Genomic DNA, 23,494 nt, shown 5'->3' with positions numbered 1-23,494 from the left:
AATTCTCCTATTCTCGGGTCCGCTTATTGCGCTGCTACTGCGGCGCTAGCGTTCAACTCATCCAAAATCGCTTCGGCGCAGTCACGGCCATCTTTGATTGCCCAAACAACCAATGACGCACCGCGCACGATATCGCCTACTGCGTAAACGCCCGGCATTTCAGTCGCGCCTGTCGTGAAGGCTGCTTTCACAGTGCCCCAACGCGTGACTTCAAGGCCATCAACGCCCCAAAGCTTTGGCAGGTCTTCAGGCTCAAAGCCCAGCGCTTTGATCACGATGTCCGCGTCTTCAATGTAATCAGCGCCCTCGATCACTTCAGGAGCTTGACGACCAGTTGCATCAGGCGCGCCAAGACGCATTTTCTGAACCATTACGCCAGAGACTTTGCCGTCCTTTTCGGTGAAACCTTTAGGCGCGGAGAGCCATTCGAAAATGACGCCTTCTTCTTCCGCATTCTGGGTTTCACGCTGGGAACCCGGCATATTTGCACGGTCACGACGATAGAGACACTTTACAGACGTCGCGCCTTGGCGGATCGCTGTACGCACACAATCCATAGCCGTATCGCCGCCGCCGATGACGACAACTTTTTTGCCATTCGCATCCAGTTGGCCATCGTCAAACTCAGGAACTGCATCGCCAAAGCTCTTGCGGTTAGACGCGGTGAGATAGTCAATCGCGCGTTCGATCCCTGCCGCGCCAGCGCCCGGTCCTTGCAGATCGCGTGTTTTGTAAACACCCGTCGCGATGATCACAGCATCATGCGCCGCGCGAATGTCCTCAAAGGAGATATCCTCGCCCACATTGCAATTCAGTTTAAAGGTTACGCCGCCTGCTTCGAGTTGCTCGTTGCGACGCATCACAACGTCTTTCTCAAGCTTGAAGCCGGGGATACCATACATCAGCAAGCCGCCCGCACGGTCATAACGATCATAGATCGTGACCTGCACACCTTGGCGGCGCAGCACATCCGCTGCGGCAAGGCCACCGGGACCAGCGCCGATGATGCCCACGCTTTCGGTGCGCTCAGCAGAAGGCTTGATCGTTTTGACCCAACCTTTTTCCCACGCTGTATCGGTGATGTATTTCTCGACGGAGCCGATGGTCACGGTGCCATGACCAGAGCTTTCGATCACGCAGTTACCTTCGCACAGACGATCCTGTGGGCAAATACGACCGCAAATCTCTGGGAACGTATTGGTCGCCTGAGAAATCTCATAGGCCTCTTCCAAACGACCTTCAGCTGTAAGGCGGAGCCAATCAGGGATGTTGTTGTGAAGTGGGCAGTGGTTCTGACAATAGGGCACGCCACATTGCGAGCAACGGCTTGCTTGTTCTTTCGCCTTCTCGCCTGCGTATTCCGCGTAAATCTCATCGAAATCTTTGTTGCGCAGATCAGGCGCGCGTTTCGTGGGCATATCGCGCTCAACGGAAACGAATTTTAGCATCGGTTGTTTTGCCATGATCTAGCACTCCTTAAGATCGGGTAGAAATCCGGTTCGCCCTCTTTATCCAAAGCCTTCAGAAAATAAAAGTCATAAAGAGTTACCTAAATTATCAAAATCACTGATCAATTCTTGCAAATCTTGTGGCTGGAAAGAATTTTTAGGTCCGAATCGGACGCAACCTCCCTCTTCCCTCGCGAATCACCATGAGGTAGGGCTTTGGCGGAACCTAAAAAGGCACTTCCATGACGTTGTACCATTTGCTCCTTGTTGCGATCATCCAAGGCATCACCGAATTTCTACCCGTTTCCTCGTCTGGCCATCTCATCCTGCTCCCAAACCTCACGGGGCTAGCGGATCAAGGCCAAGTGATTGATGTTGCGGTGCATGTCGGTACGCTTTTCGCTGTAATCCTCTATTTTTGGCGTGATGTTCGACTGGCCGTTATGGGCCTTCCAAAACTGTTTCGCGGAAACCTGGATGATGCAGGCGCAAAGCTGGCGTTCTTACTGATCGTCGGGACCATACCTGTGATCCTGTTTGGTCTTTTCCTGAAAGTCACAGGTCTTGATGATGCCATGCGCGGAATTACGGTGATTGGCTGGACCATGCTGATCTTCGGGCTCGTGCTTTACTGGGCCGACCAAAGGGGGGCGACCACGAAAGTTGCAAGCGATTGGTCTTTAAAGGATGCGATCACTATGGGCATCTGGCAGGCGGTCGCGTTGATCCCCGGCACGTCGCGTTCTGGCATTACGATCACCGCAGCGCGCAGCCTCGGGTACACGCGCGAGGACGGTGCAAAGCTCGCGATGCTCATGTCAATTCCGACGATCATTGCTTCGGGCACACTGCTCGGCCTTGAGGTTGCATCTGAGGCTAATACAGCCCTCGCACGCGACGGAGCTATCGCTGCTTTCTTCGCTTTCGTCGCCGCTATGCTTGCGTTGACATTGATGATGCGATTGCTGAAATCAGTCAGCTTCACACCCTATGTCATTTACCGAGTTATTTTAGGCGTCATACTGATCGGGATCGGATACAGCGCGTAGAAAGGCGACCCTAAGGAGCGCCTTCCAAGCTTTCTTGTGTTCTTGACTTAAGCTCGTAAGTTCTTTGCAGAATCCTTAAGCGCCGCGTACTGACCTGACGGGCGGAAACGCCACAAGTAGTCAGGTAGAACGGCCTCCAGCGCAACAGGTGTGATGCCAAGGTCATCCAACCCCTTCGCACCTTCATGTACCACGTTATCAACGCGAAGCGCTTTCACTTGATCAGGGCTTGCCGACGGGTTCTTGACTATGCCCAGCGAGATCTTTTCCACCACGTCAAAGACTGCTGCCAAAACGCGAGCAATCGGAAACGGTATATTCATGATCAGCTTTCGTCGCTGGATCACCTCAAGCATGGTTTGCAATAGCTCACGGAAGGTTCGCACCTCTGGGCCACCTAGCTCATAGGTCCCGCTCGCATCACCTAGAACACCTTTAACTGCCGCAGCTGCAACATCATCGACATAGACAGGTTGGAACCTCGTCTTGCCGCCAATAACTGGCAGGATGGGCCCCAAACGTGACATCGACGCAAAGCGATTGAAGAACTGGTCCTCAGGTCCAAAGACGACAGACGGACGCAAGATCATCGCATCAGGCATATATTTATGAACCGCAGCTTCACCCAAAGCTTTGGTGCGTGCGCTGTCGCTCAGCGCTGCCACATCGGCTCCCAAAGCGGAAATATGAACCATACGCGCAATCCCGGCTTCCGACGCAAGCTTTGCAATGCGCTCCGCTCCATAAATTTGAACCGCCTCAAAATTGTTCTTCCCACCAGCGTCAAATGTGCCGACGCAATTGACGACCGCATCTGCCCCCTGCATTGCCGCGGCGACGGACGCGTCATCACGAATGTTGCATAGCACCAGCTCAACTTGACCAACACTTCCGTAGGGCTTTACGAACATTGCTTCGTTCGGGCGGCGCACAGCAACGCGAACGCGCCAACCCTCTTTCGCCATGCGCCGAGCAATATATCGACCAATAAAGCCAGAGCCGCCGTAGATTGTTACGAGGTTAGACATGCGGGTATTCCTTTGCCTTGTGCTTACGCAGATGTACCGAGCCTAGAGCCATCGAGCAAGCTGCTTATCTGGGGCATTTTGTGCGTTTTCGCGCTGCTCGCATAGAAAATTTTCCAGCGACTTCACTACAAGGGGTTTTCAAAACGAATCCCGTTGACAGCAACAACGCGCTTCACTAAACGCCCACAGATACGCACCTGCCCAGGTGGCGGAATTGGTAGACGCGCTAGCTTCAGGTGCTAGTGTCTGTATGGACGTGGAGGTTCGAGTCCTCTCCTGGGCACCACAAAATGCACAAAATCAATTGATTATCTCTTTTGTTCGTATTTTTTTCGTTATCGATCGGGAGTTTTGGACGACCCAACCCCATTCATTCAGAACATTCAACTTGGGTGCATCGCGACACTTGTCCGCTACACCCAAGAAGTTTTGTTCAGAACAGTGTTGTCGAATTTGCACGATTGCTAACTATCAACTCTGTCGCATCTAGAGCTTTTTCTTTTCCCACCGTGTACTTCAGCGAGACTTCGTCCAAATGAAACTCTGAGAATATTTCTCGCACCTCTGGCAAGTCATTGATCGACAAGACGAACACACCTTGAATTTTTGAAAGCATTTTGCTCATTTCAGCGAATGAAGCGCGATCAAACTGATCTTTTCCGTAGTCGGCCTCATTCCCAAAATAGGGTGGGTCAAGGTAAAACAGTGTCTCAGCGCTGTCATAACGCTGAACGACATCCCGCCAATCTAGGTTTTCAAAAATAACGCCTGACAAGCGATCGTGGGCAGCGTCGAGAAGCGGTGCCAATTTGCCAATATCAAATCGAGCAGAACGCCCTGTTGCAACACCATAGACGCCGCCAAGCTTGCCGCCGAATGCCAGCCGTTGAAGATAGAGAAAACGCGCAGCGCGCTCTAGATCGGTCAGTGTCGACGGCTCAACGATCCGAAGTCGCTCGAACTCGGCACGAGAGGTGACTTGAAACCGCATCACCTCCATAAACTGAGGATAGTGGCGCTGTAGAATGCGAAACAAATTTACTATCTCACCGTTCAGGTCGTTCGCAACCTCGCACTTTGGCTTCCACGAGCGGCGCAAGAATACACCTCCCATTCCCACAAAAGGTTCAACATATGTTGAATGGTTAATAGCGTCTATGCGTTCAATGATCTTTGGAGAGAGCGCTTTCTTGCCTCCTAACCAAGGAGCAACAGGCTTCGCAGGGAAAACTTTGGTCATTGTAGTCATTGGTGATTCCAGAATAACAAGCGCCCGCTCTCGCGAGAGTCGGGCGACGTTTCTGGTCTAGTACGTCGGTGTGGGTATCTTATCAGGAATGCCACATGGTGGGCGACGTTGGACGCGCCGCCTACCCCCGCCAGCCTGTGAGTGAAGGCGGGGGTATTTGATTGCTCTTTTTGGTGCAGAAACCATTACCATCAAAAGCTATCATTCCTCCCCAGCACGAATGCTAAGGAGGGTAGCTACATTCGACTAAAGCTGAACCCCGAACTGTCGCAATTTCGATCGCGCCAAATCTTCCAACACATCGCGCTGCGCTTTAAGGCCAACTACGGCGTCAGGCACGCTCTTATTCACATAGCGAACCACCGCCTCGATCTTTTGGGGCGTTGAGGTCGCAGTAGCCTCGGAGATTTGCGCAGCGCCGGTCTCAAGAGCGCGATGTAGCGCCTCACGAAAGATCGCCTCGGATTGCAGAACGAGATGGGCAGAACGGTCGCTCAGATGCCCTTTGATCGACGCAGAGAGCCAAGTGAAGACTGCTACCAAAATAGTCGCGAGGCCTTCGACAAGAAATGGTTGAACCGCAGTGAGTAGATTTTGCATAAGGTATCTCCTTTTATGCTTCGTTTGGATTTAGGCAACTGTGCGATCAGTCCAGTCGCGATCGATCACTTTGAAGCCCGGGCAAAGCTTGCTTGCGACTTCGTTGTGACCCATCAGGCGTTTGATCTGAGCGCGCTGCATGTAGCTCTCGATCAGAGCTTTGGCTGAGCTGAGAGTTTCGGGGGTGAAATAGTCCTCTGGCCGACGCATCCGATCGATGGTGCGGGTCTCCACCATATTGATGTGGATCACGCCGCGATTGTGACCTTTGGCACCCGCGCCAATTTGATCCTCTGGGCGTCCTTCCAGCACTTCTCCGTCAGGGCAGGTAATCCACTGATAACCTACATCGCGCCATCCTCGCCCGCCTTCAGAGCGCGGTGTGACATGCATGGAACGAACATCTGCAAGGATCTGTTTGTTCGATCGACTTGCGTGCCAGCTACTCGGAACAGCTAGGCAGTGAAGGCAAATCGTATCGATCTCATAACGGGCTGACCCTTGGTAGAGACGAGCGCCGTGCGACACAGGCTTGAGAAGTGGCTTGGTAGGTGTCAGTACCTCTGGACCCTTAACCGCCTCTGCGAGCGGCATTCCTTCGGCGTCAAGCATGGCACCAAGCGCTTTGCGTAGAACGCCGGAATACTCGCCATCCATCCGACCAGAGAAATAGCCAAGGTCACGCAAACCAGTTTTCAGTTGGAGTACCGCCCACTCAGTTTGGCGCAAGGGACCGCTTTCAAACAGCGCCAATGAAGATCGCGCGGTGTTTTTGCCGAACCACCCATCTATCTTGCCGGGGTCATAGCCAAGTGATTTGATGCCAAGTTGAATGTGACGATTTGCAGGATGCAAGCCCATTTCTTTCTCCATAAAAAAAGCCCCGCAAAAGCGAGGCCGGTTCAGTTTCGTTTAGATCAGCTCATTGATGCTTGTAGATTTGCCTAAGCCGGTAGGAGACAGCGCAAAGAGCGACAGTGAGAGCTACCCGAGACAGGATATTGAATATATGCTCAAGCGTTTCGTTCTCTGCGAAATCCTCGACCATCAATGTAGCTAGAACCAGAAGCGCGGACACTCCATAACCAAGAGAAATGGTTCGCTTAAGCGGCTCAGTTCCACCTGAATTTTGGTGAGATAGCGTCCACAGCACAAAAACGAGGCAAAAAACAACAAGATGATCTCCGATTGAAAGCCAACTCATTTCTTCACCATCAAGCGATCTTGCATCGTCTTGACAGCAAGTTCGCCCCCTGACCCCATGATAAAGCCAGCAGCTAGGTAAGACATCTGCCCTGCGCCCGTCATGCTGTTAATGATATGCCCCAACACGCCACCCAAAAAGATAGCGGAAAGCGCGCCGGCGAGACCCTGAGCTATACGCCGTTTCCAATTTTCTTCTGGCAAAAAGATCGCACGCACAAACGCGCCACCGACCCCAGAAAAAGCCAAAATCGCCATCTGCTCTTTCATTCCGACTAGAAGTTGGGGCAAGCCCCCTTGATCTGCCATTTCACGATACCTTTTTTTGGCGCTGGCGCAGCAATCGTATAACTTTCGACTACTGCCCCTAAGTCAGCCATTGCCAATACCTACGCAGGATCATTCCTGCGTAGGCGATGCCTGTTTTAAACGGAGGTGCTTTTTCGCTGATCGCGGCCGCGCGCCATTGACCATCCGCCTCAAAGGTTCTGGAGCCACTTTCCAACAGCACATCATGAATGAGAGCTGCCTTGAGGTAGAACGGGTCGTCAGGAGACCAAAGCCACTGCAAAACACACGGTACGGAGCTTTCGAATTCTCTGCCTGGCAAGATGGTAAGAAGAAAAGGAGAGCCTTTCCACATCAAGCTCCAATACACAGTTCGCACTGTCACATACCCACGCGCGCCGCCTTTGCAGCACCACGAAACGTCTGGCATTGCGCTCTATTCCGAAGGACGAATGGCCTTGGAGACGGCAGTGCCACGCTCTGTGACCTCGGCCAAAACTTCCACAATGCCCTTCTCAAGAGCAGGCAAGCGAATGACTCCGGATGCGACATCGCTTAGGAAGGAGGTCGCGATCTCAGTAGGATCATGATCGCCAGAAATTCCCGCCATGAGGGCATTCGCTTTGGCGCGAAACTCCTTATAGCCAGTTTCTTCATCGAGCGCGGCCATGAAGCACGCGGCCACAAGCACGGCGATGGTTCCAGCATCTGACGTGGTGCCCAGAAGTGAAAGCGTGTCGCCCGCGCTCTGGGCAATACGCGCTCGAACCACATCGCGATCCTGTTGCGCTTCGAACCGTGCAACCTCTTCAGCACTGGGCTGCCAAGGGGCAGGTTTGTTACCAGCTTTGATCCAAGCGATGAAATCCCCGTGCTGGGCTGCGCGTTCAGCGTCGGCGCTGCCTTCAAGATCAATGCCAAAGCTGACGAATCCACCGCCTTCAAAGGCGACATCATAGCCACCTTTGAGATTGGCGTGAACAGATTGGATATCCATGATTGCTTACCCCTTTTAAGCTGAAACCATCAACGTGATGTTGAAGCGAATGCGGCCTTCGGTGATGGCCAAATTGCTGTTTCCGGCTAGCCCGCCCGTATCGGTTTGCGTGCTGGAAAATTCGATGGAATTGGCCAGCGTGGCAGACTGATCACGTACCCGCGCAAAAACCGATTGCAGCATGGCCTTTTCGCCACCGCCTTCGAATTCTACCGTCGCATTGCCGAACGGCTCACCATCAATGTTGGTGAAGGCTCCAGCCGCAACCGCCATAGCACCGAGATCAAGGTCGATATTCCAGCTTGCATCAGAGGGGATCGTCGCGGCGAAGTCCTCGATGTCGAAGAACCCGCTCACATGGGCAATATTGCCCATGATCAGGAAAATCACCTTGTAGTTAGAGCAGGTTATCGCCGTATCGCCGAACATGTTGGCGGCAAGTATCCAGTTGGCGTCAAAAGCAGTGTCACCGTCGTCAATGACCTTGCGCTCTCCAGACAAGACAATTGCACGCCAAGGGCCATATTCCTGATTGGGGTCATCGCTTGGCAGATCACGGTCGCGCACCATGAAAGCATCCTTGCCGAAAGCGGCAAACTGGGTGGCCTCGCCGTTTTCTTCCTCCAGATGGATCAGGCGACCATCAAAGCCCGGCCGCGGGTTGTTAGCGGCGGCGGCGGCGAAGAAATAGAAACCAGTGCCTTCCACCTGATCGAGGTCTTCGACCTTCACCATACTTTTGCCGTCAAAGGCCGCAAAGAGCGATAAGGCCATCTCGTTCAAAGCGCCAAATTCACGTGCAAGTGCGTAAGTGCTCATAATATTTTCTCCGTTCCATAAGTTGGCTTGCCTTCAAGCTGTCGAAGGCGGATTTCCTGATTGATTGTTACGCGCAAAAGCCTAGATGCACTGGCCAGCATCACCTGCGCTTGCAGATCGAAGCGCGCATGCTTTTGCACGCGGCCATCAAAGGTCAGATGATTGCGCAGCTTGAGCGGTACGGGCGCTTGCACGGTGATTTCATTGGCATCGATGTAGCCACCAGCCCCCACATCCCATTGCTTGAGCACAACCTGATCAGAGCCGCCTGTAAGGTGCATAGTCCAATAGACTAGGGGCCGCGCGGGATCAGCACCAGCAATGGACGGGATATGCGCTCCCACCTGCACAAAACGGCACCCGCCATGGGCGACCAAGGCCCTCTGTCCCAGATTTTCCGACTGATAAGAGCCATGATGACCACAGAACCACAGATGCGGCTTACAGGGGCGATCTGCACGCGTCATAGCATCGATGAACAATTGAGAATTGTCGATATGGCGACCAGGCATATCAGGCGTGTAGTCAATCGTATGCGCAAGACTCTGGTGCGAGCCAGTTATCATCAACTTGTGTTCTTGATAGGCTTGGTGGATTTCCTCCCACCACTCAAAAGTCTGGTGCGAGATGTTGCCTTGCTTGCTTTTCTTTTCATCGCCCATGAAGACGAGCACCACATCGCCCATCTCAAGGTGATATGTCGGGGCAGGGAATTGGCGCTCATATTCTGCAAGCGTCTCGCCCTCCGCGAAATCCTCGGCAGGATCACGCGTGTTGAAATCGTGATTGCCATCGATTTCGGCTTGCAGCCAACCGGGCAAGTTGCGGATTAGCGCGCGCTGATCAGCAAGGGTTGCATGAGGAACCGTGTAGCCCGACAGAATATGCGCGGGCACTTCGCCCAGATCCGCAATGTCACCCAAAAAGAAGACGCCATCTGCATCCGCATGGTTCTCGCAGATACTCGCATGAATGTCAGCTTGCATGACCTCTTGATCAGCGCCGTTCGGCGCGTTCCGGTCCAGTTGCCAATCGGAGGTCCAAATGAGTTTCTGATACTTCGGATGCAGCACAATCCGCCGGTTTCTTGCCTGCAAAGCCTCTCCTGTTGCGCTTAGGTCGATCAGGAGGGTAAGCGAACCACCCTCTTGTCGATATCTGGTGCGATTGCCGTCTCTGGATTCATCAGCTTGCACTTCGACAATGTCACCATTGTTTAGGTTCAGCGCATCTGCCTCAGCCTTGGTCGCAACGATAGTATAAGGGCCTTGAGCATCCAAAGCGGACAGAACATTCGTTTCCGCACCTATCGTAATTGCCTCTGACTCCGCCGCTAAACTTGCAGATAGTGCGGCTTCGTACTTACTCGAATTCACGTCATTTTGCGCTTGTTCAACTTGAGCATGAAGATCAGCGACATCTGCTGCGTCCTGCTCAACCTCGATTTTCAACCCTTCGACAACAGCCGCATCCGCTTCGAGCTCTGCCTTCGCCGCTTTGGCGCGTTGTTCGTGTTCCGCAGTTTGTTCAAGTTTTTGGCGCTGCCATTCCACCAGTTCATTTTCCTCTTCAACACGAAGCGGCTCCCAATCATGACGCTGATCGATATGCGCATCAAACGTGGTATCATCCATGTCCTTGTTTGCAGCAGGTGGCGGCGGCGTTAGCTGGGGAATATCTGTGCTCATGAGCTTTCTACCTCAATTAGGAATTCGCTGTTGTTTTTACTTTGGGCCGTCATGGTCACGCTGGTGTGAAACCCGAACGCTGTGAGAAGTCGTCCCACACTGTCGCTTCCGATATAGACAGCCATCATTCCGTCTAGGTCTTCGAGCAAAGTCAAAAGTGCCTCGGCACGCCCATTAGTAATGATGACAGGAAAGTTGATTTTCCGAGAGGGCAATCGTCTTTTCAGAGAATTCCGTAAACCATCCGACTTCTTGGTTGAACGGCCCTTGATAGAACGTGAAACGCCCGGCCGCGTACCTGGATATGAATGCACCATACCCAGCACACAGCTAGCCAGTTTTGCGGTACCACCCGGATTGACAACGGTAATAACAATTGTGGCATCCGCAGGAATGTTCAGATTGGTTTTCTGAAATTCGGCCGCAAGGCGACGCGGCATAAACCGCCAGCGCCAAAACGAGCCATTATAGGCCGTGATATCGGGCAGTGGCTCATCGATATCCGCAACCGTTTTTCCTCCAACAGTGGCGTGCACCGTGACACTTTTCCCAGAAAGTCCATCAAGATAAATTCCGGAGACGCGCTTGAGGCCCGTGAGTGTGAAAGTGACGCTATCGGCGAGAGAAGCGGAAGTCTCAATGACTCGGTATTTTTCTAACCCCACCTGCAAATCAAACGGACAGAGCTTCTTAGCTGGACCTAGGTTCGCCCACACCGTCGATTCATGAGACGGTGTCGAATTGACGTTCACCTGCTGTGCTTCCCACAAAAGATCCTCATTATCTACGATATGAAGTGCCGTGGCCCCCTTCGCAAAATTCGTCGTATTGTCCCACCGCGTATCGTCAGGAACATTGGTGCTGACGATATTGGCCTCAGTGATTTGGTAAGACTCTATAATCTTCACGACTGCGCCTCCTGTTCGAGCGCAACCAGCTCATCGGTATCATCAGCGATTTTGACAAGTTGATGCGCCGAGATGGAAGCTGAGGAACGCAGCATTTGAATTTCATCGAGAATACGAGCCGCCAGACCGTCACCATCGCCGCCCAAGACACTACCTGCCCTCGATGAGCCACGGCCAATCTTGTGTGCATCCAAAACAAGTTCCTGAGGGTGCAACAACGCTGGGAAACCTCCCTGGCCGTCTAAGCCACCGGCGCGAATACCGCTGCCAGTCCAACCACCGCCAGAAAAGGAGGGAACACCGCCTTGTGCGCGGACCTTATCACGCAGCGCCTCAATCTTGGCTTCCCAGCTTGCGATTTCTGCTTTGCGACGGTTCATGATAGGATTGGCTTTCGCGCGCAGCCCATACCAGGACGCTTTATGGCCAAGTTGATCATCAGTCAGCTTGGTTCCATCGCTCAATCTCATGTGAGACGTCATACGATCGTTCAAATTCTCATATGCGATCCCAATTTCTTCAGGACGCGGTCCGAGCGCCTTTGCAGCTTCGGTCAGTCTATCTATTTCAGCATCGGCTTTGCGATTGTCGATGGCCGAGCCAACTTTGTTAGCGAAATCCTTGCTCTCTTCAGGGCTCACTGAACTTGATGCTTTTGCCGCATCAATGGCCTTCTTACCCTCGGCACGCGCGGCCACGACAGCGCGCTGATAGTCGGCATTGTTCGAAAAAGGCTCTGGACCGACACCCGAGACCAGCTCATCTGCAAGACGTTTGGCCGCTTCTGCCGCGCTCACACCCTGATCAGCGATTTCCTTGAATATCGGAGCTATTTGCAGAAGTCGCGCGACAGCCTCTTTGTCACCCGCGCTGTCATAAGCCTCAAGCGCATCGCGAAACGCCTCTAAGCTATCGGGTAAGCCGTTAACACCCAAGGAACGCATAACTTCACGCACCGTCTTCTTAAGGTGGTCAAGCTTTTCGGCGTCCGAATAAAACGCATCAAAATAACTCGCCGCAGCTGAACCGGCGGCATCCACCCCACCCAATAGATCCGCGAATTGAGATGCAGCCGCACCGCCCGCAACACTAACATCGAAAAGCGTCAGGCCTAGTTGCTCCAACAAGGGGTTCACCCCGCCTAAAGCTCCGCTTATTCGCTCTAGGGCCTGAGAAGCGGTTTCTGCATCGTGTGTGAATTCTGATGTGCCAAGCGCAGCCAAAGCAAATTGATCTTGCAAGCCTTCCAATTCCGAAGTTAACGCCTCAATCGCCTGCTCTTCGGTCATGTCTTTGGTGCTAAGTTTGATCTTGCGAGAGAACCCTTCAAAAGCGTTGCTGCCAACACCCAAAGCGGAAGCCGCGTCCAACACGTTTGTTCTTAGGTCCGCAACGCTGGTTGCAACACTATCTTGAATAGCCTGGCTTGCGGCGTTGATCTCTGTTCTGTTCTTTTTGCTCAAACCCCAAAAACGAGTTTCTTTCACGTTTCGATAGCTATGGACGCTGGACGATTTGCCGGAGACATCGACGCTCAATCCTTCGTCGAGCACTTCAGTTTTCTTTTTGAAACCGCTCAGCAATGCAGCTCCCGCACCGATCCACGGCACAGCAGCGCCTAGGGCACCAAGTGCACCGCCACCGCCGCCAAGAAGGCCAGAAAACAGACCGCCGCCAGAGGCCGCGCTTGCGCCAGAACCTCCAAACAAACCGCTCAGCAATCCGCCAGATTTGGCGGCACCTCCCCCAAAAATCTTGCCGAGCAGACCGCCGCCAGTTCCGCCCCCCCCGAGCAGGCCACTGAGCAAACCACCGCCTGTCGGCGCGGTAGTTGCGTTAGAGCCGCCACCAAACAAACCACTCAGCAAGCCGCCTGTTGGCGCTTGGAACTGCCCAACAAGCAAATTGCGAATGCCACTGTTAACGATATCTTTGGCGATGCCTTTCAAAATGTTCTGGAAGCTCTCACGCAGGCTTTCGCCCTCAAAAATCGCATCCGTGAAAGCATCTGCTAGATCTTCGATAGCGCCCTCAAAACGCTGCTGAGAAGCTTCTCCGCGCTCAAGCTCGCCTGTCAATCGTCCAACAGATGCTGCCTGCTCATCAATGACCTGACCTAACGTTTTGCCAGACTTGGCGTGCTCTTTATCCAGCGCCAACCCCTGCTTCTTGGCACCGTCCAAAAGTCTGTGCTTAGCAGTCAATCCAGCAACTTCGGATTTGCTTTTGCCAATCAGTTCGATCTGACGTTCAAGGTTTACCAGATCACGCTCAGAAGCGACAAAAATATCTGCGACATTCTTCGTGCTTGAACCGCTCGACTTTCCGCCACCAGCCTTCCTGCTACTGGAACTGCGTCGGACTGGCTTCGCATTGGGATCAACAAACGTGCCATCCTTCAAAATGAAACCACGCCCATCAGTGATCGGGGTTTCGCTGGTTTCACCGCGGCCAGCGTATTTCTTGCGTGCCTGACCGCCCGGTGAAAACTCTGTTTTCATCTCATCAAGCTGTCGAAGACTGGCCATTCGCGCCGCGCCCATTGCCCCAGCGTAGTCCCACGCCGTTCGTGCAGCGACAGCGATTGCGCCTGCCAAATTATTCGCGCGTACGATTGCGCCGTCCAAGCCCCCGCTCGCGCTATAAATCGCGGCAACCATATCAAGCATTGATGTCTCGGAATTTTCAATCTCGCCAGAAAGCAACGCAGCCTGATCCCCTACAGTCGCAATCTGCTTGTAAAGTTCCTGCGCGGCCTCATTCATTCCGTCGAACGGGCCAAGCGTATCTTCAAGAATCGCGAGCAAAACACTAGCTGCATTCGCCTGCTCTTCCGCACCCGAAGCATTTGCCATCGCCTCAAGACCACGAGCCACCTCAACTGAGGCCTCTCCAGTTAAATCGAGTTCTTTGCGCAGCATCCGCAACGTGGTTTCATAGTTGCTAAAACCACTGTCCTCGAACCCAAAGTCTCCGAATGTTTCCGAAAGCCTCAACATCGCCGAATTCAGAGCGTTAACCGCCTCAACACCAGCTATCGATTCAAGCGTCGTCAAAAACACACGCGCGGCCTCGGAGGCCTCGCCATACTTCGCCCGCAAGTCATCGGTCTTGACGTTGGCGTTTGCGACTGCCGCCTCATAGGCACCAACCTTCTCAATCAGATCGCTAAGAGAATCCTTGAATTCAACCGAAGCTTCTCTTGATCCCATGAAACTCGCGATTAAGGGCGTTCCGATCGCCAAAGCCGCGCCTGCAATGGCACCATAAGCGCCAAAGACCCCAAGCATCTGTGTGCCTTGCTGGGTAAACGCTGTGACAGCACTTGTGCCACCCTGCACTTGGACGGCAAAGTCACCGAATTGATAGCCTGCTTGCTGTAGAGCGAAGCGGTTTTTGTCCACGAATTTTGCCATGGTGCCAGCAGGCACCTTCGCCTGCGCCATCACATTTGCCATGCCGGCTGCCTTTACCTTCGCCGCGTCGAATTCACGGTTAAGGTTCTCCAACCCTTTCTCGTATCGGGCCGCATCGATCTTTCCGGCTTCAAGGCTCTTTTCAAGAAGCTTTACACCACGATCGAACTTGAGCGTAGCACTGGCTAGCGGGTCAAATCGGCGCTCAAGCGCCACAAGTTGACGCTCCATAGACTTGCCGCGCTTTTCCGCTTGCTCCGATTCAAACTGAAGCCGGATCCTAATCGCTTCGGTTTCATCAACCATATTTCTTCACCAAACTGTCGAATTGCTCTTTGGTCGGTGCGGCAACATCTTCGCCGCCCGCCTCTTCGTTCTTGGCTTCAACAAACAAAGCCCAATCGAGCGGCGTCATCTTCCGCCACTCGTCAATCGATAAGCCTGCGCTTATGGCGCTTTTGATCTTTTCTTTGGCGTTATAGGAGCGCGCGCGCTCGTCGGTTCTTGCGAACCATCGCTTAGGTCTTTTTTTTTGACCTTCGGATCGATGAACGCCGCAAAAATGACGTCTTGAGCAGCCTTAAGGATCGCGCGGTTCTCATGGGGCGGCAAATCTGCAATCAATGCATCCGCGTCGACGTCAGCCATACCAGCACCGATCAAGCCAAGCGCCACCAGATCGCGGCACTGATGAGCCGGCGCACTTTTGTCCAGCACCTTGTCCAACATCAAAAAAATGCCGACATCGTGGTGACTTTCGAAACGCTCGATTTCACCATTACCAAGAAGCAGTGGGCGGGACTGACCGCCCAACTGCGCCATGGCCCCGCCGATCGGGGCAGCAACCGAAACGCTCATTATGACTCTGCAGTGAACGTGATTTCGCCAGTGGATGCCAGTTCCAGCGACTGGGTCACGGCACCGCCACTGACCTCCCCGGCGATGCTAAGCGTGCCAATCGCGAACTTCCCTTCAAAAGTTCCGAGCCCTGGAACGATCACTTGAAAATCATCGATACTCGTGCCAGTCATCTTCGCCTCGACCAGACGAACAGATTGAGCTTTCTCAGCGAAATAGCCGTTGCCACTGAAACTCACTTGTGCAACGCCAGCCGCGAATTCGCGCCACACTTTGCCGCCAGCGCCATCACAAGGAATTGTGGTGACATCGACGTTCTCGCCATCAAGTGACAGATTTCGGGAATTTAGCCCACACAACGTTGAATAGCCAACGGGGTCTGCGCCGTCACCCATTTTCAGCAACATTAGATCAGGATTCTGCTTAGCCATATTTAGGCTCCTTCTTTGGGATATGGACGCCTCGCGGCGTTCGCTCCGTTGCCTTGCCCAAGGGCCGGATAGGGCTTTACTCGTCTATGACAGACGAGAATACGACGAGCATGGAATGCCGTTTGGCAAGCGCATCATGCTCATATGTTTGGGTCTTCCAATTGATCGAAACCATTCGATGTGTCGCCAAGTCTAGCGGATTGCCGTCGAGCAGATCCTTTAACAGTCCCGCCCCTCTGGAAACCTCGACTTGGCCTTCACCGGCACTACCGCTGATCACTTCAATCGAAAAAATTACGCGTTCCGATCGGCTGCAATCGCTATAGAGGGGCCGCGGTTCGATGGGCCCAATCTGAGCAAACGGAAACGCGAGCTTGTCGACAGGTGGCAACGTTGCATAAGCCCTTCCTGCCAAGAAATCCGTCAACTCAGACGATCCTCTGATACTGGCAATCAACGCCGCCTGCAGCTCCAGCGCTATCTCATCAGCCATCGTACACCTCTCCCCAACTCAGCTCTTCGCAATTCGTATCGCGTCTTTGACGGCTTTCCGGTTTCTCGCCTTTCGGTCGTTTTTTGTCGCGTTCATGGCCGGGTTTTTGAATGGCCGCGCAGGCCCCTTGCCGCGGTTCTTGCCGTCTTTGGTAAATCGCTGAGCTGTTCCGCCTTCCAAAATGCGTGAGATAGGGCCAAAATCAACGATCTGGGATGTTCCTTCCCCCGGAATTGATCGGATCAACCTGCGCGAAACACCGCTTTGGACAGGGATTAGTGCTTTGGCGGTATCAACGATCAGATCCGCATTGTCAGCGTTCGCAGTTTCAAATTGCTTCACAACTTCTGGCGTGATTTTGCGCAACATCTGTCTGTTTTTCTTGAACCCTGACTTCGTCATTGCCATGGCTTAACCCGCCCCCGCAGTTTCACAGAGAATATCGAGATCGTCGCCGCGATCGCCAACAGGTGCGATGCTTAGGATCTTCCAATCCTGCTCTCCGAGCTGAGCAGTGTCGCCCGTCTCAATCTCCTCGGACAGCGCGCTACGTCGCACTCGAATTGTTGCCCTGTGCTTGCTCTCTAGAATTCCCGCTTCCAACTTTTCTTTGCCAAGCTGCTCGCGCACATTTGCCCAAAGCGTACACCGCAGCGCGCGGCCGTCCACCCAATTACCGTGATCACTTACGTCCCCAGCGTTGCTGTAGAACTTGACCTTTTTGTTGAGCCGACCCGCTTGCATCATCGCCTCACACAAAAATATGGGTAAGCGGCGCGATCAGCGCCTGGGCAGCCATCGGTAAATGCTGCGCGTTCCCCATCGGAGTCACCGTTTCGCGATGCAGAAACCAATGCGCGACCATCATCCGGACCGCCTGCTTTAAGCTCTCAGGCACATCGTTCGACGTTTCCCAACCCGCAAAACATGTCAGGTGCAAGCCCGTTCGATCCGAGGGCAAGTCTGTGAAAACCGCAGCATCGTTGCCGACCTGAATGGATACGCCCTCAACGTCAGACCAATTGCCTTCGCTATCCAGACGTTCAATGCTGAAATCGCGGCAATCGGGAAACGGAAGAAAGATCGCGTGCGAACCATCCGACAACGGAAGAGCCCATTTTTGCTTGAGAATGCACCGCCCTAACTTACCGCTGTAGCCATCCAGATATGAAACAGCCGAGCGCTCGAAAGCTTGCAACAGACCATCTTCAGCGCTGGCCCCCTCTTCATCGACATCAACTCGGCATTGGGCCTGCAGTCCATCAGGGCCAGAAAGGGCTACCAACGGGGCTTCAGGGGGGATAACGAGCACCGGGCGCATCAGGTTTTTGCACCACCTGTTTTGCTCTCTGGCGCTGCGCCTTGAGATTTGTCAGCAGCGGCCTTGTCAGCAGCGGCACCGGTTTGCGCTTCGCTCAAACCGAGTGCCTCGCGTACCATCGAAGCGTCTTCATCGTTTAGCTTTCCAAGATCCAGTGCTGCTTTTGCCGCTTCTGAGTCTGGCTCAAATTCATCATCTTTCGTAAACGTGCGTGGATATGCAGAGCCAGCGACAACCGCGCGAAAATTTGAGATTGGTTTGATCATCGTTTCATTCCTCATAAAAAACCCCGCGATGCGTGAACATCGCGGGGCAATTCGATTGAAGTCCCTATCGTTGCGTTATGCAGCGACCTTCAGGAACTTGACGGCATCATCATTGGTTGGCGCACCACCAAGCCGCTGGCGAATATGCCACTTCACAAAGCCCGGCTTTGTAACGTCATCGCGTGTGACGCGCAGATCGTGACGCTCGACCAACGTGTAGGCCTTCTGAAAGTCACCAAACGCGATTGGAGTGGAATTTGCCGCAATGCCCGGCATCGCTTCAGCGGTCGCCACAGAATACCCCAACAAAGTGGCAGGCTGGCCAGCAGCCAGACCATCTGCCCAAAGAAAGCGGCCATCGCCATCTTTCATTGTGCGCACCTTGGACGTCGTGAGCGAATTCATCAGGAAACGGCCATTTGAACGATATTGCGCCTTGGTAAGGTAAATCAGCTCAATCAGTTTGTCTGCTTCGCCGATCGTGCCAGCGTCACCCGATGCCAGAAACTGGAATACTTTGTCTGTGCGGGATCCATCGGCGGCAGCTACGGGCGCAGTACCAAGAAAGCCAAGTGGTTTCTTGGTTCCATCGCCAGCAATAACTGCAACGTCGCGCGCGTTTGCAAAAGAAGTGCGGGCTGAATTTACCAGCCAGTCCTCAACATTGAAGAACACATCATCCAGCTGCTCTTCCTGCGCTTCAGGATAGGCATATACAGTGCCCATCGCAGGTTCGACTTCGTAAATATCAGGCTTGCCAGTGCCGTCACGCGCGTCGCCCGCGCCAACCCAGCCAAAACCGAGACCGCCTTTGTCAACGATCTCTTTGTAGTCGCTGGTACCAACTTGAACCACCTTCACAAGACCCGCCATGACGCTGTCGTCATTCGTCTTGCTCTGAATCTCTTGCGCAACCAACGTTGGCACCGCGACACCAGCACCAGAGCCGGTTGCGGAACCAAGCGCTTTAACATCAAGACCGAGCGATTTGGCTTCCATATCGCGCAGGCCATCTTTCAAGCCTTCGGCACCACGCGAGCGCATGAAGTCAACAAAAGCGTTCTTGTGTGCAATCTGATCTTCATCAGGAGCATCGCCCGACCCAGAACCGCGACGACCAGCTTTAAGGGACGCCTCTTCCGCGACCTCCTTGGCCTCTTTGAGCTCAGCGAGGTACTCATCTTCTTTCGCTTTGCGGTCCTCAAAACCTTTGGCGACCAAGTCTTCCAACTTCTTGAACGATGCCTGGTCGACCGCATCACCTTTGAGCTTGTCCAATTCTCCCCGGATCAGCTCAGTGTTCTTCCGATCTTCAACGATCAGTTCTTTTACTTCTGCAAGAGTCGCCATGATTTTCTCCTATGACAACGAGTTCATGAGGCTGGACGCCTGCATGGCCTCCAGCAATTCCGAATAGTCCTCATCGCCCGAGTCACTCAGGGCCTGAACACCTTTGTAGCCATCACGCATAAGCGCATTGATGACTGTTCTCGACATCTTCGATTCCCTCAGAATTTGCCGTTCAAAATCCCGTTGCGTCATTGATGCAGCTTTGACCGCATCTATTGTCGCTTCGGGGTTCATTGGGAAAGTCACAAACGAGACCTCCCAAAGTTCTGCTTTTTCGATCACGCGAACCCAGCGATCATCAATCTTTGCCTCGCGGAATTCCAATGTCCGATATCCGATTGACAAGCCATCGATCGCGCCAGCTTTCAGCAACGCTGTGGCCTCGCGGCCCTGCTCTACGTCCCCAAGAATGTGGCCTTTGACCCAAAGGCCTTTGTCATCTTCTTTCACCTCATCCCAAACTCCAATAGGCTTCCATGGGTCATGCTGCCAAAGCATTTTTACTTTCGCGCCGCTCTTCAGGCTGTCGGAAAAGGCACCTGCCTCAACAATGTCATAGCCACGATCGACGTTCCCGAAAATCGCGCCATAACCCTCAACACTTCCATCCTTTGCAGCCTTGAATTCGGGGGTCACCAAACCTTCAGCAAAAACAGCATCAGACTTTCGCTCCATCAAATGATCAACTTCAGTCTTTCGCATTTTCTTTTTCCTTTTCGCTCTCAGGATTTGGGTTGGTCAAAAGCGGGAACGCTGGGTCTTCGCTGACACCAGCCGTAGGCAGGCCTTCCAACTGCGCGACCATTAAAGGCGACATCGCACCGACAGTTCGAAGCGACACGTAAAGTTTACCGCGCGCTTCGGGATCACCTTGAAGCAACCCTTGCAACGCGATCTCACAGAAATAGCCCTGCGCTGTGCGCTCTGCGCCAAGTACGTCCTTATCAAACGACTGGCGAAACCTCTTTGTCCAGGGTTGGACACAGTCTTCGACATGCGATCGGTTCGAACTGTAAAGGCTCGCATTGTTATGATCCGTGAGCGCATGCATCACACGCGCTGGCTGGACACGAAATGCGGACGCGATCTGGGTAACGGCCCTCGAATAGGTTGTGTCTTGCTGCAATTCTTCCGGGGTCATGCTCAGGCGGATGTAGCTCAACTCGCCCAGATCCAGCGGCATTAAACCGCCATCGCCAGACGGCCCAAAATAGCTTTTGATCCGATCGACAAAAGTCTGCGCTTTCTCAGCGGAATCAATGCTCTCAGAACTGATAATGCCGTTGGCGCGACCTGACTTTCTCGCGAGGCTGGTCATCATGAGATCTAGACGACGTGCCAAGTCGATCGCCTGGCGCGCCGCCTGAGTAACATTCAGCCCCAATTGCGGACCACGCAACACGAAAAGTTCACTCCGCTCGACAGTCTCCCAAACGTGGGTTTTCGATTTCAGCGACCACTTGCCTTGCTCTTCTTTCCAGCATCCCCGAGCGATTGGCGTAACCTCGCGAACCGTACCGCCGACGCGGTTCAGGTGGGCAACACCAACCCCGTTTAGCGCAGCCGAAGCCACCAATGCCTCGATCCATTCCATCGCAGTAAAGCCATCATCAATGTCATTCGACGGCTTACCGATGCGGCTGAGCACGATGTGTTCGGGCTCGCCTTTTGCTACTTCGTTTCCGTCGTCAGTTTCGCGCTTGAGCTTGGCAGGAAGCTTTGCGACATCTTCGGAAATCACGCGTACTGCAGCAAACACCGCCATAACGCCAAAAGCTTGCTCTATCGTCACGCGAACGCTGCTCGCAGCGCCACTGGAGCCAGAATCAAGCGCCTCGAGTATGCGCGCTTCAACAGGTGTAGATTTTCGCTCAAACAGACCAAACCTCAAACGACCACCTCATCCATTTCAAGCAGAACGGAAGCCGCGCCCTTGGTTGACGCAACCGGATTCAATGACATCAGCATGACCGCATTAAATGTCGCCATGAGCGGATCAATCTTGGCAACGCCAGAGCGCTGCTTCGTAACCATGCGCGCGTTACCACGTTGCTCAGTTTTAGCGTTGCCAACACACCAGCTCATTAATGGCTGTCCACAGTGCCAGAACGTACCGCGCTTCAGCTTTCGTGGCAGGCCATTGATCGCAGCATTCAATTTATAACCCTGTGAGACGGGTCTCACCTGGTCATCGCTCAAACCTTCCGATGCGAGCGCATCAACGATGTCAGCAACCCCTTCCGGGTCGAGCCCGATCGCAATGTCGTCTGAAAGAAGGCCGCGCTCATTCAGCATTGCGCAAATCTCGGCGACCTCTTCGGTATCGCTTCCAACATCATCCAGAATTATCAGGTCACCATCATTGTCGAAATCCTGCAACCGCTCGGCGATTTCCTTACGCTCAGTGAGAACGTCTTTCTGCACCCAGGCACGCGACCAATGCAGCCAGTCCCGCGTCTCCTTGTGGCGACCAATCACAGCCAGTCCGAGCAAGTCGTCAAGGCCACCACCATCGATGCCGACCGTGCACACGTCGCACTCTTCCATAATCGTTTCCAACGAGAGACCTTCGCGCGCTTGATCAAGCCACCAATCCGCTCCGACCCACCGATCGGAGTGCAGGCCAAGGCCAATTTGAATATTCAAGTGCTGCGAAAGCCAGAGCTGCAAGTCCTCAGCTCCTTTCGCGCTCACTTTGCGAAACTCTCTTTTCAGCCAATCCAGAGTGACCGATTTGTCGAGATTTGGCAGTACAAGGTGCCAGCAATCGGTGTTGAGAAACGGCTTCGACTTGTCTGTCTGAAACGCCTCAGGGAACTCATAGAGAACAACCAACTGCCCTTCTGCCGGGATACTTCCGTCGCGAATGGCGCGCGCATGATTTAACTCAGAGCGAAATACGCCCGCGGGCTCTTCCGCTGATTGTGTAGTGATGATGACCAGCAAGCTGCCTTCTTTGATCAAGCCGCCGCGTAGTTGCCCGATAACTTTTGTCGCGTAGGCTTTGGATGACATCAAATGCAGCTCATCCAAGATCACGAATACTGGAATAACCCCGGTCACAACCGCCATATCAAAGGTTTTGATTTCCAGCTTTGCCCCGGTGACCTCATTGACGATCGTGCTACGGTGCTCTTGGACCTTCAAGAACTTCTGCAGCTTCGGATCTGCATCGATCATGCCCTGCGCTTGCCCAAAGCAAGTCTCGGCAACCTTTTGTGTCGGCCCCGCGATGATCATCCGCGCATTCGGGATCTCGTTCAGCATCAATGCAACCAAGCCGAGACCAGCTGAATTGGTTGTTTTCGAGTTCTTCTTAGGGATCAATAAGAACAACTCGTTGATCAAACGAACCTTAGTATCAGGGTCCACACAGCCGTAGACAGTTCGCAGAATGTCTGTGAACCATTCAGCATCAACCTCTCCGAACCTCGGCTGGCCTTTGACATCCGGTAAGCGCAGCTGATTGAAAACCTTTTCAGCCAGGTCCGCTTTCGTTTCATCGATCGGAACATTCGGCAAAGGCGTTTCGCCCGCTTGGAGTTTATCAAACCAATCGGGGCAAGAGAGATCAAAATCAAATGGCATTAGTTGAGCCTCTGGCTATCGGCTTGATCGAGAAAATCGCTGAGAGCTTCTGGCGCATCAACGGCGCGCTGCTCCTTCTTGCCAACTTTCTTCTTTGCTACCTTCTGCCCACTTTTAGGTATCAGGAACTCAGCAGAAGCCTCTTCCAATTCGATTCTATCGAGGATTTGACCCATGTGCTTCATCGCCGCAACGTTGCCATCATCAATAGCATCCCCAAGGCGAAGCATTACCCGGCCTCTCACCTCAGCGATCACTTTCAAGCGCGCCTTCTTTATCGAGCTGTTTCGAAAATAATGCTTGTTCAGTGTAGGAACGGAAACTCCCAGTTCCTCTGCAATCTGCGCCGCGGTCCACTTTGCGGCCACTAACAGTCTGACTTTGTTGATGTTTTTTGAAGTCGCAATATGCCCGTTGGCTCCAGCACTCCCGCGATTGACGGGAATAGGGTCACCAAGAAGGTCAAATTCTCGAGCAGTCAAAAAAAATCTCCG

General features: G+C 53.3%; 25 protein-coding genes and 1 tRNA gene. 2 read left to right on the top strand and 24 right to left on the bottom strand.

Translation table 11 applies throughout. The features are described 5' to 3' along the window. Positions 1-23: 23 nt before the first annotated feature. The gene (locus ACRBCU_RS17880; RefSeq protein WP_431366755.1) at positions 24-1,463 is read right to left on the bottom strand and encodes an NAD(P)-dependent oxidoreductase; all 1,440 of its coding nucleotides are present in this window, start codon (positions 1,461-1,463) and stop codon (positions 24-26) included. Between the two features lie 227 nt (positions 1,464-1,690). Here ACRBCU_RS17880 and ACRBCU_RS17875 point away from each other — a divergent pair, with 227 nt between their 5' ends. Further along, the gene (locus tag ACRBCU_RS17875) at positions 1,691-2,497 is read left to right on the top strand and encodes an undecaprenyl-diphosphate phosphatase (RefSeq protein ID WP_431366754.1); all 807 of its coding nucleotides are present in this window, start codon (positions 1,691-1,693) and stop codon (positions 2,495-2,497) included. Between the two features lie 47 nt (positions 2,498-2,544). Here the strand turns inward: ACRBCU_RS17875 and ACRBCU_RS17870 are convergent, their stop codons facing one another. Next, positions 2,545-3,525 (bottom strand): complex I NDUFA9 subunit family protein, encoded by a 981-nt coding sequence (locus tag ACRBCU_RS17870; protein WP_431366753.1) that lies wholly within the window; start codon positions 3,523-3,525, stop codon positions 2,545-2,547. Between the two features lie 199 nt (positions 3,526-3,724). Between ACRBCU_RS17870 and ACRBCU_RS17865 the strand changes: the two genes are divergently transcribed. Continuing rightward, positions 3,725-3,811: transfer RNA gene (locus tag ACRBCU_RS17865), tRNA-Leu, on the top strand. A 147-nt stretch (positions 3,812-3,958) separates the two neighbouring features. On the opposite strand, the gene ACRBCU_RS17860 is transcribed toward ACRBCU_RS17865, so the two are convergent. The 22 genes from ACRBCU_RS17860 to ACRBCU_RS17755 all read right to left on the bottom strand — a co-directional run bounded on the left by ACRBCU_RS17860 (position 3,959) and on the right by ACRBCU_RS17755 (position 23,482). Then, positions 3,959-4,765, bottom strand: coding sequence for a DNA adenine methylase (locus ACRBCU_RS17860; RefSeq protein ID WP_431366767.1), 807 nt, complete (start codon positions 4,763-4,765; stop codon positions 3,959-3,961). A gap of 255 nt (positions 4,766-5,020) precedes the next feature. Beyond that, complete coding sequence (locus ACRBCU_RS17855) at positions 5,021-5,374, bottom strand: hypothetical protein (protein ID WP_431366752.1); 354 nt, start codon at positions 5,372-5,374, stop codon at positions 5,021-5,023. A 30-nt stretch (positions 5,375-5,404) separates the two neighbouring features. Next, positions 5,405-6,235: an N-acetylmuramoyl-L-alanine amidase gene (locus ACRBCU_RS17850; protein WP_431366751.1), complete on the bottom strand. Its 831-nt coding sequence runs from the start codon at positions 6,233-6,235 to the stop codon at positions 5,405-5,407. A 339-nt stretch (positions 6,236-6,574) separates the two neighbouring features. Beyond that, on the bottom strand, positions 6,575-6,886 hold the full coding sequence (locus ACRBCU_RS17845) for a hypothetical protein (protein ID WP_431366750.1): 312 nt from the start codon (positions 6,884-6,886) through the stop codon (positions 6,575-6,577). A 58-nt stretch (positions 6,887-6,944) separates the two neighbouring features. Continuing rightward, positions 6,945-7,295: a DUF1353 domain-containing protein gene (locus ACRBCU_RS17840; RefSeq protein WP_431366749.1), complete on the bottom strand. Its 351-nt coding sequence runs from the start codon at positions 7,293-7,295 to the stop codon at positions 6,945-6,947. Positions 7,296-7,301: 6 nt separating this feature from the next. Further along, entirely contained in the window at positions 7,302-7,862 is a 561-nt protein-coding gene (locus ACRBCU_RS17835) for a hypothetical protein (protein ID WP_431366748.1), read from the bottom strand. Between the two features lie 15 nt (positions 7,863-7,877). Continuing rightward, entirely contained in the window at positions 7,878-8,681 is an 804-nt protein-coding gene (locus ACRBCU_RS17830) for a hypothetical protein (RefSeq protein ID WP_431366747.1), read from the bottom strand. Beyond that, positions 8,678-10,369, bottom strand: coding sequence for a hypothetical protein (locus ACRBCU_RS17825; protein ID WP_431366746.1), 1,692 nt, complete (start codon positions 10,367-10,369; stop codon positions 8,678-8,680). The genes ACRBCU_RS17830 and ACRBCU_RS17825 overlap by 4 nt, the downstream gene beginning before the upstream one ends. After that, entirely contained in the window at positions 10,366-11,277 is a 912-nt protein-coding gene (locus ACRBCU_RS17820; RefSeq protein WP_431366745.1) for a hypothetical protein, read from the bottom strand. The genes ACRBCU_RS17825 and ACRBCU_RS17820 overlap by 4 nt, the downstream gene beginning before the upstream one ends. Further along, a complete protein-coding gene (locus tag ACRBCU_RS17815; protein WP_431366744.1) occupies positions 11,274-14,999 on the bottom strand; it encodes a hypothetical protein in 3,726 nt (1,241 codons plus the stop codon). The genes ACRBCU_RS17820 and ACRBCU_RS17815 overlap by 4 nt, the downstream gene beginning before the upstream one ends. A gap of 141 nt (positions 15,000-15,140) precedes the next feature. Beyond that, complete coding sequence (locus ACRBCU_RS17810; RefSeq protein WP_431366743.1) at positions 15,141-15,551, bottom strand: GTA-gp10 family protein; 411 nt, start codon at positions 15,549-15,551, stop codon at positions 15,141-15,143. Further along, a complete protein-coding gene (locus tag ACRBCU_RS17805; RefSeq protein WP_431366742.1) occupies positions 15,551-15,982 on the bottom strand; it encodes a phage tail tube protein in 432 nt (143 codons plus the stop codon). Before ACRBCU_RS17805 ends, ACRBCU_RS17810 begins: the two co-directional genes overlap by 1 nt. A gap of 76 nt (positions 15,983-16,058) precedes the next feature. Beyond that, the gene (locus tag ACRBCU_RS17800) at positions 16,059-16,475 is read right to left on the bottom strand and encodes a DUF3168 domain-containing protein (RefSeq protein ID WP_431366741.1); all 417 of its coding nucleotides are present in this window, start codon (positions 16,473-16,475) and stop codon (positions 16,059-16,061) included. Positions 16,476-16,493: 18 nt separating this feature from the next. Continuing rightward, the gene (locus ACRBCU_RS17795) at positions 16,494-16,883 is read right to left on the bottom strand and encodes a hypothetical protein (protein ID WP_431366740.1); all 390 of its coding nucleotides are present in this window, start codon (positions 16,881-16,883) and stop codon (positions 16,494-16,496) included. 3 nt (positions 16,884-16,886) lie between these two features. Next, the gene (locus ACRBCU_RS17790) at positions 16,887-17,222 is read right to left on the bottom strand and encodes a head-tail adaptor protein (RefSeq protein WP_431366739.1); all 336 of its coding nucleotides are present in this window, start codon (positions 17,220-17,222) and stop codon (positions 16,887-16,889) included. Between the two features lie 4 nt (positions 17,223-17,226). After that, complete coding sequence (locus tag ACRBCU_RS17785; RefSeq protein ID WP_431366738.1) at positions 17,227-17,796, bottom strand: head-tail connector protein; 570 nt, start codon at positions 17,794-17,796, stop codon at positions 17,227-17,229. Beyond that, a complete protein-coding gene (locus ACRBCU_RS17780; protein ID WP_431366737.1) occupies positions 17,796-18,062 on the bottom strand; it encodes a hypothetical protein in 267 nt (88 codons plus the stop codon). Before ACRBCU_RS17780 ends, ACRBCU_RS17785 begins: the two co-directional genes overlap by 1 nt. A 75-nt stretch (positions 18,063-18,137) precedes the next feature. Beyond that, a complete protein-coding gene (locus ACRBCU_RS17775) occupies positions 18,138-19,412 on the bottom strand; it encodes a phage major capsid protein (protein ID WP_431366736.1) in 1,275 nt (424 codons plus the stop codon). A 9-nt stretch (positions 19,413-19,421) separates the two neighbouring features. Continuing rightward, positions 19,422-20,114 carry an HK97 family phage prohead protease gene (locus tag ACRBCU_RS17770; RefSeq protein WP_431366735.1) on the bottom strand — a complete coding sequence of 231 codons (693 nt, stop codon included), beginning with the start codon at positions 20,112-20,114 and terminating at the stop codon, positions 19,422-19,424. Beyond that, complete coding sequence (locus ACRBCU_RS17765; protein ID WP_431366734.1) at positions 20,101-21,303, bottom strand: phage portal protein; 1,203 nt, start codon at positions 21,301-21,303, stop codon at positions 20,101-20,103. Before ACRBCU_RS17765 ends, ACRBCU_RS17770 begins: the two co-directional genes overlap by 14 nt. Next, positions 21,300-23,000 carry a terminase large subunit gene (locus ACRBCU_RS17760; RefSeq protein ID WP_431366733.1) on the bottom strand — a complete coding sequence of 567 codons (1,701 nt, stop codon included), beginning with the start codon at positions 22,998-23,000 and terminating at the stop codon, positions 21,300-21,302. Before ACRBCU_RS17760 ends, ACRBCU_RS17765 begins: the two co-directional genes overlap by 4 nt. Next, positions 23,000-23,482, bottom strand: coding sequence for a hypothetical protein (locus tag ACRBCU_RS17755; protein WP_431366732.1), 483 nt, complete (start codon positions 23,480-23,482; stop codon positions 23,000-23,002). The genes ACRBCU_RS17760 and ACRBCU_RS17755 overlap by 1 nt, the downstream gene beginning before the upstream one ends. Between the last annotated feature and the right edge of the window lie 12 nt (positions 23,483-23,494).

This window comes from Planktotalea sp., assembly GCF_050633725.1.
GTDB lineage: Bacteria > Pseudomonadota > Alphaproteobacteria > Rhodobacterales > Rhodobacteraceae > Planktotalea.
Note: the sequence above shows the minus strand (reverse complement) of the source record. Positions and strands in the feature narration are given on the sequence as shown.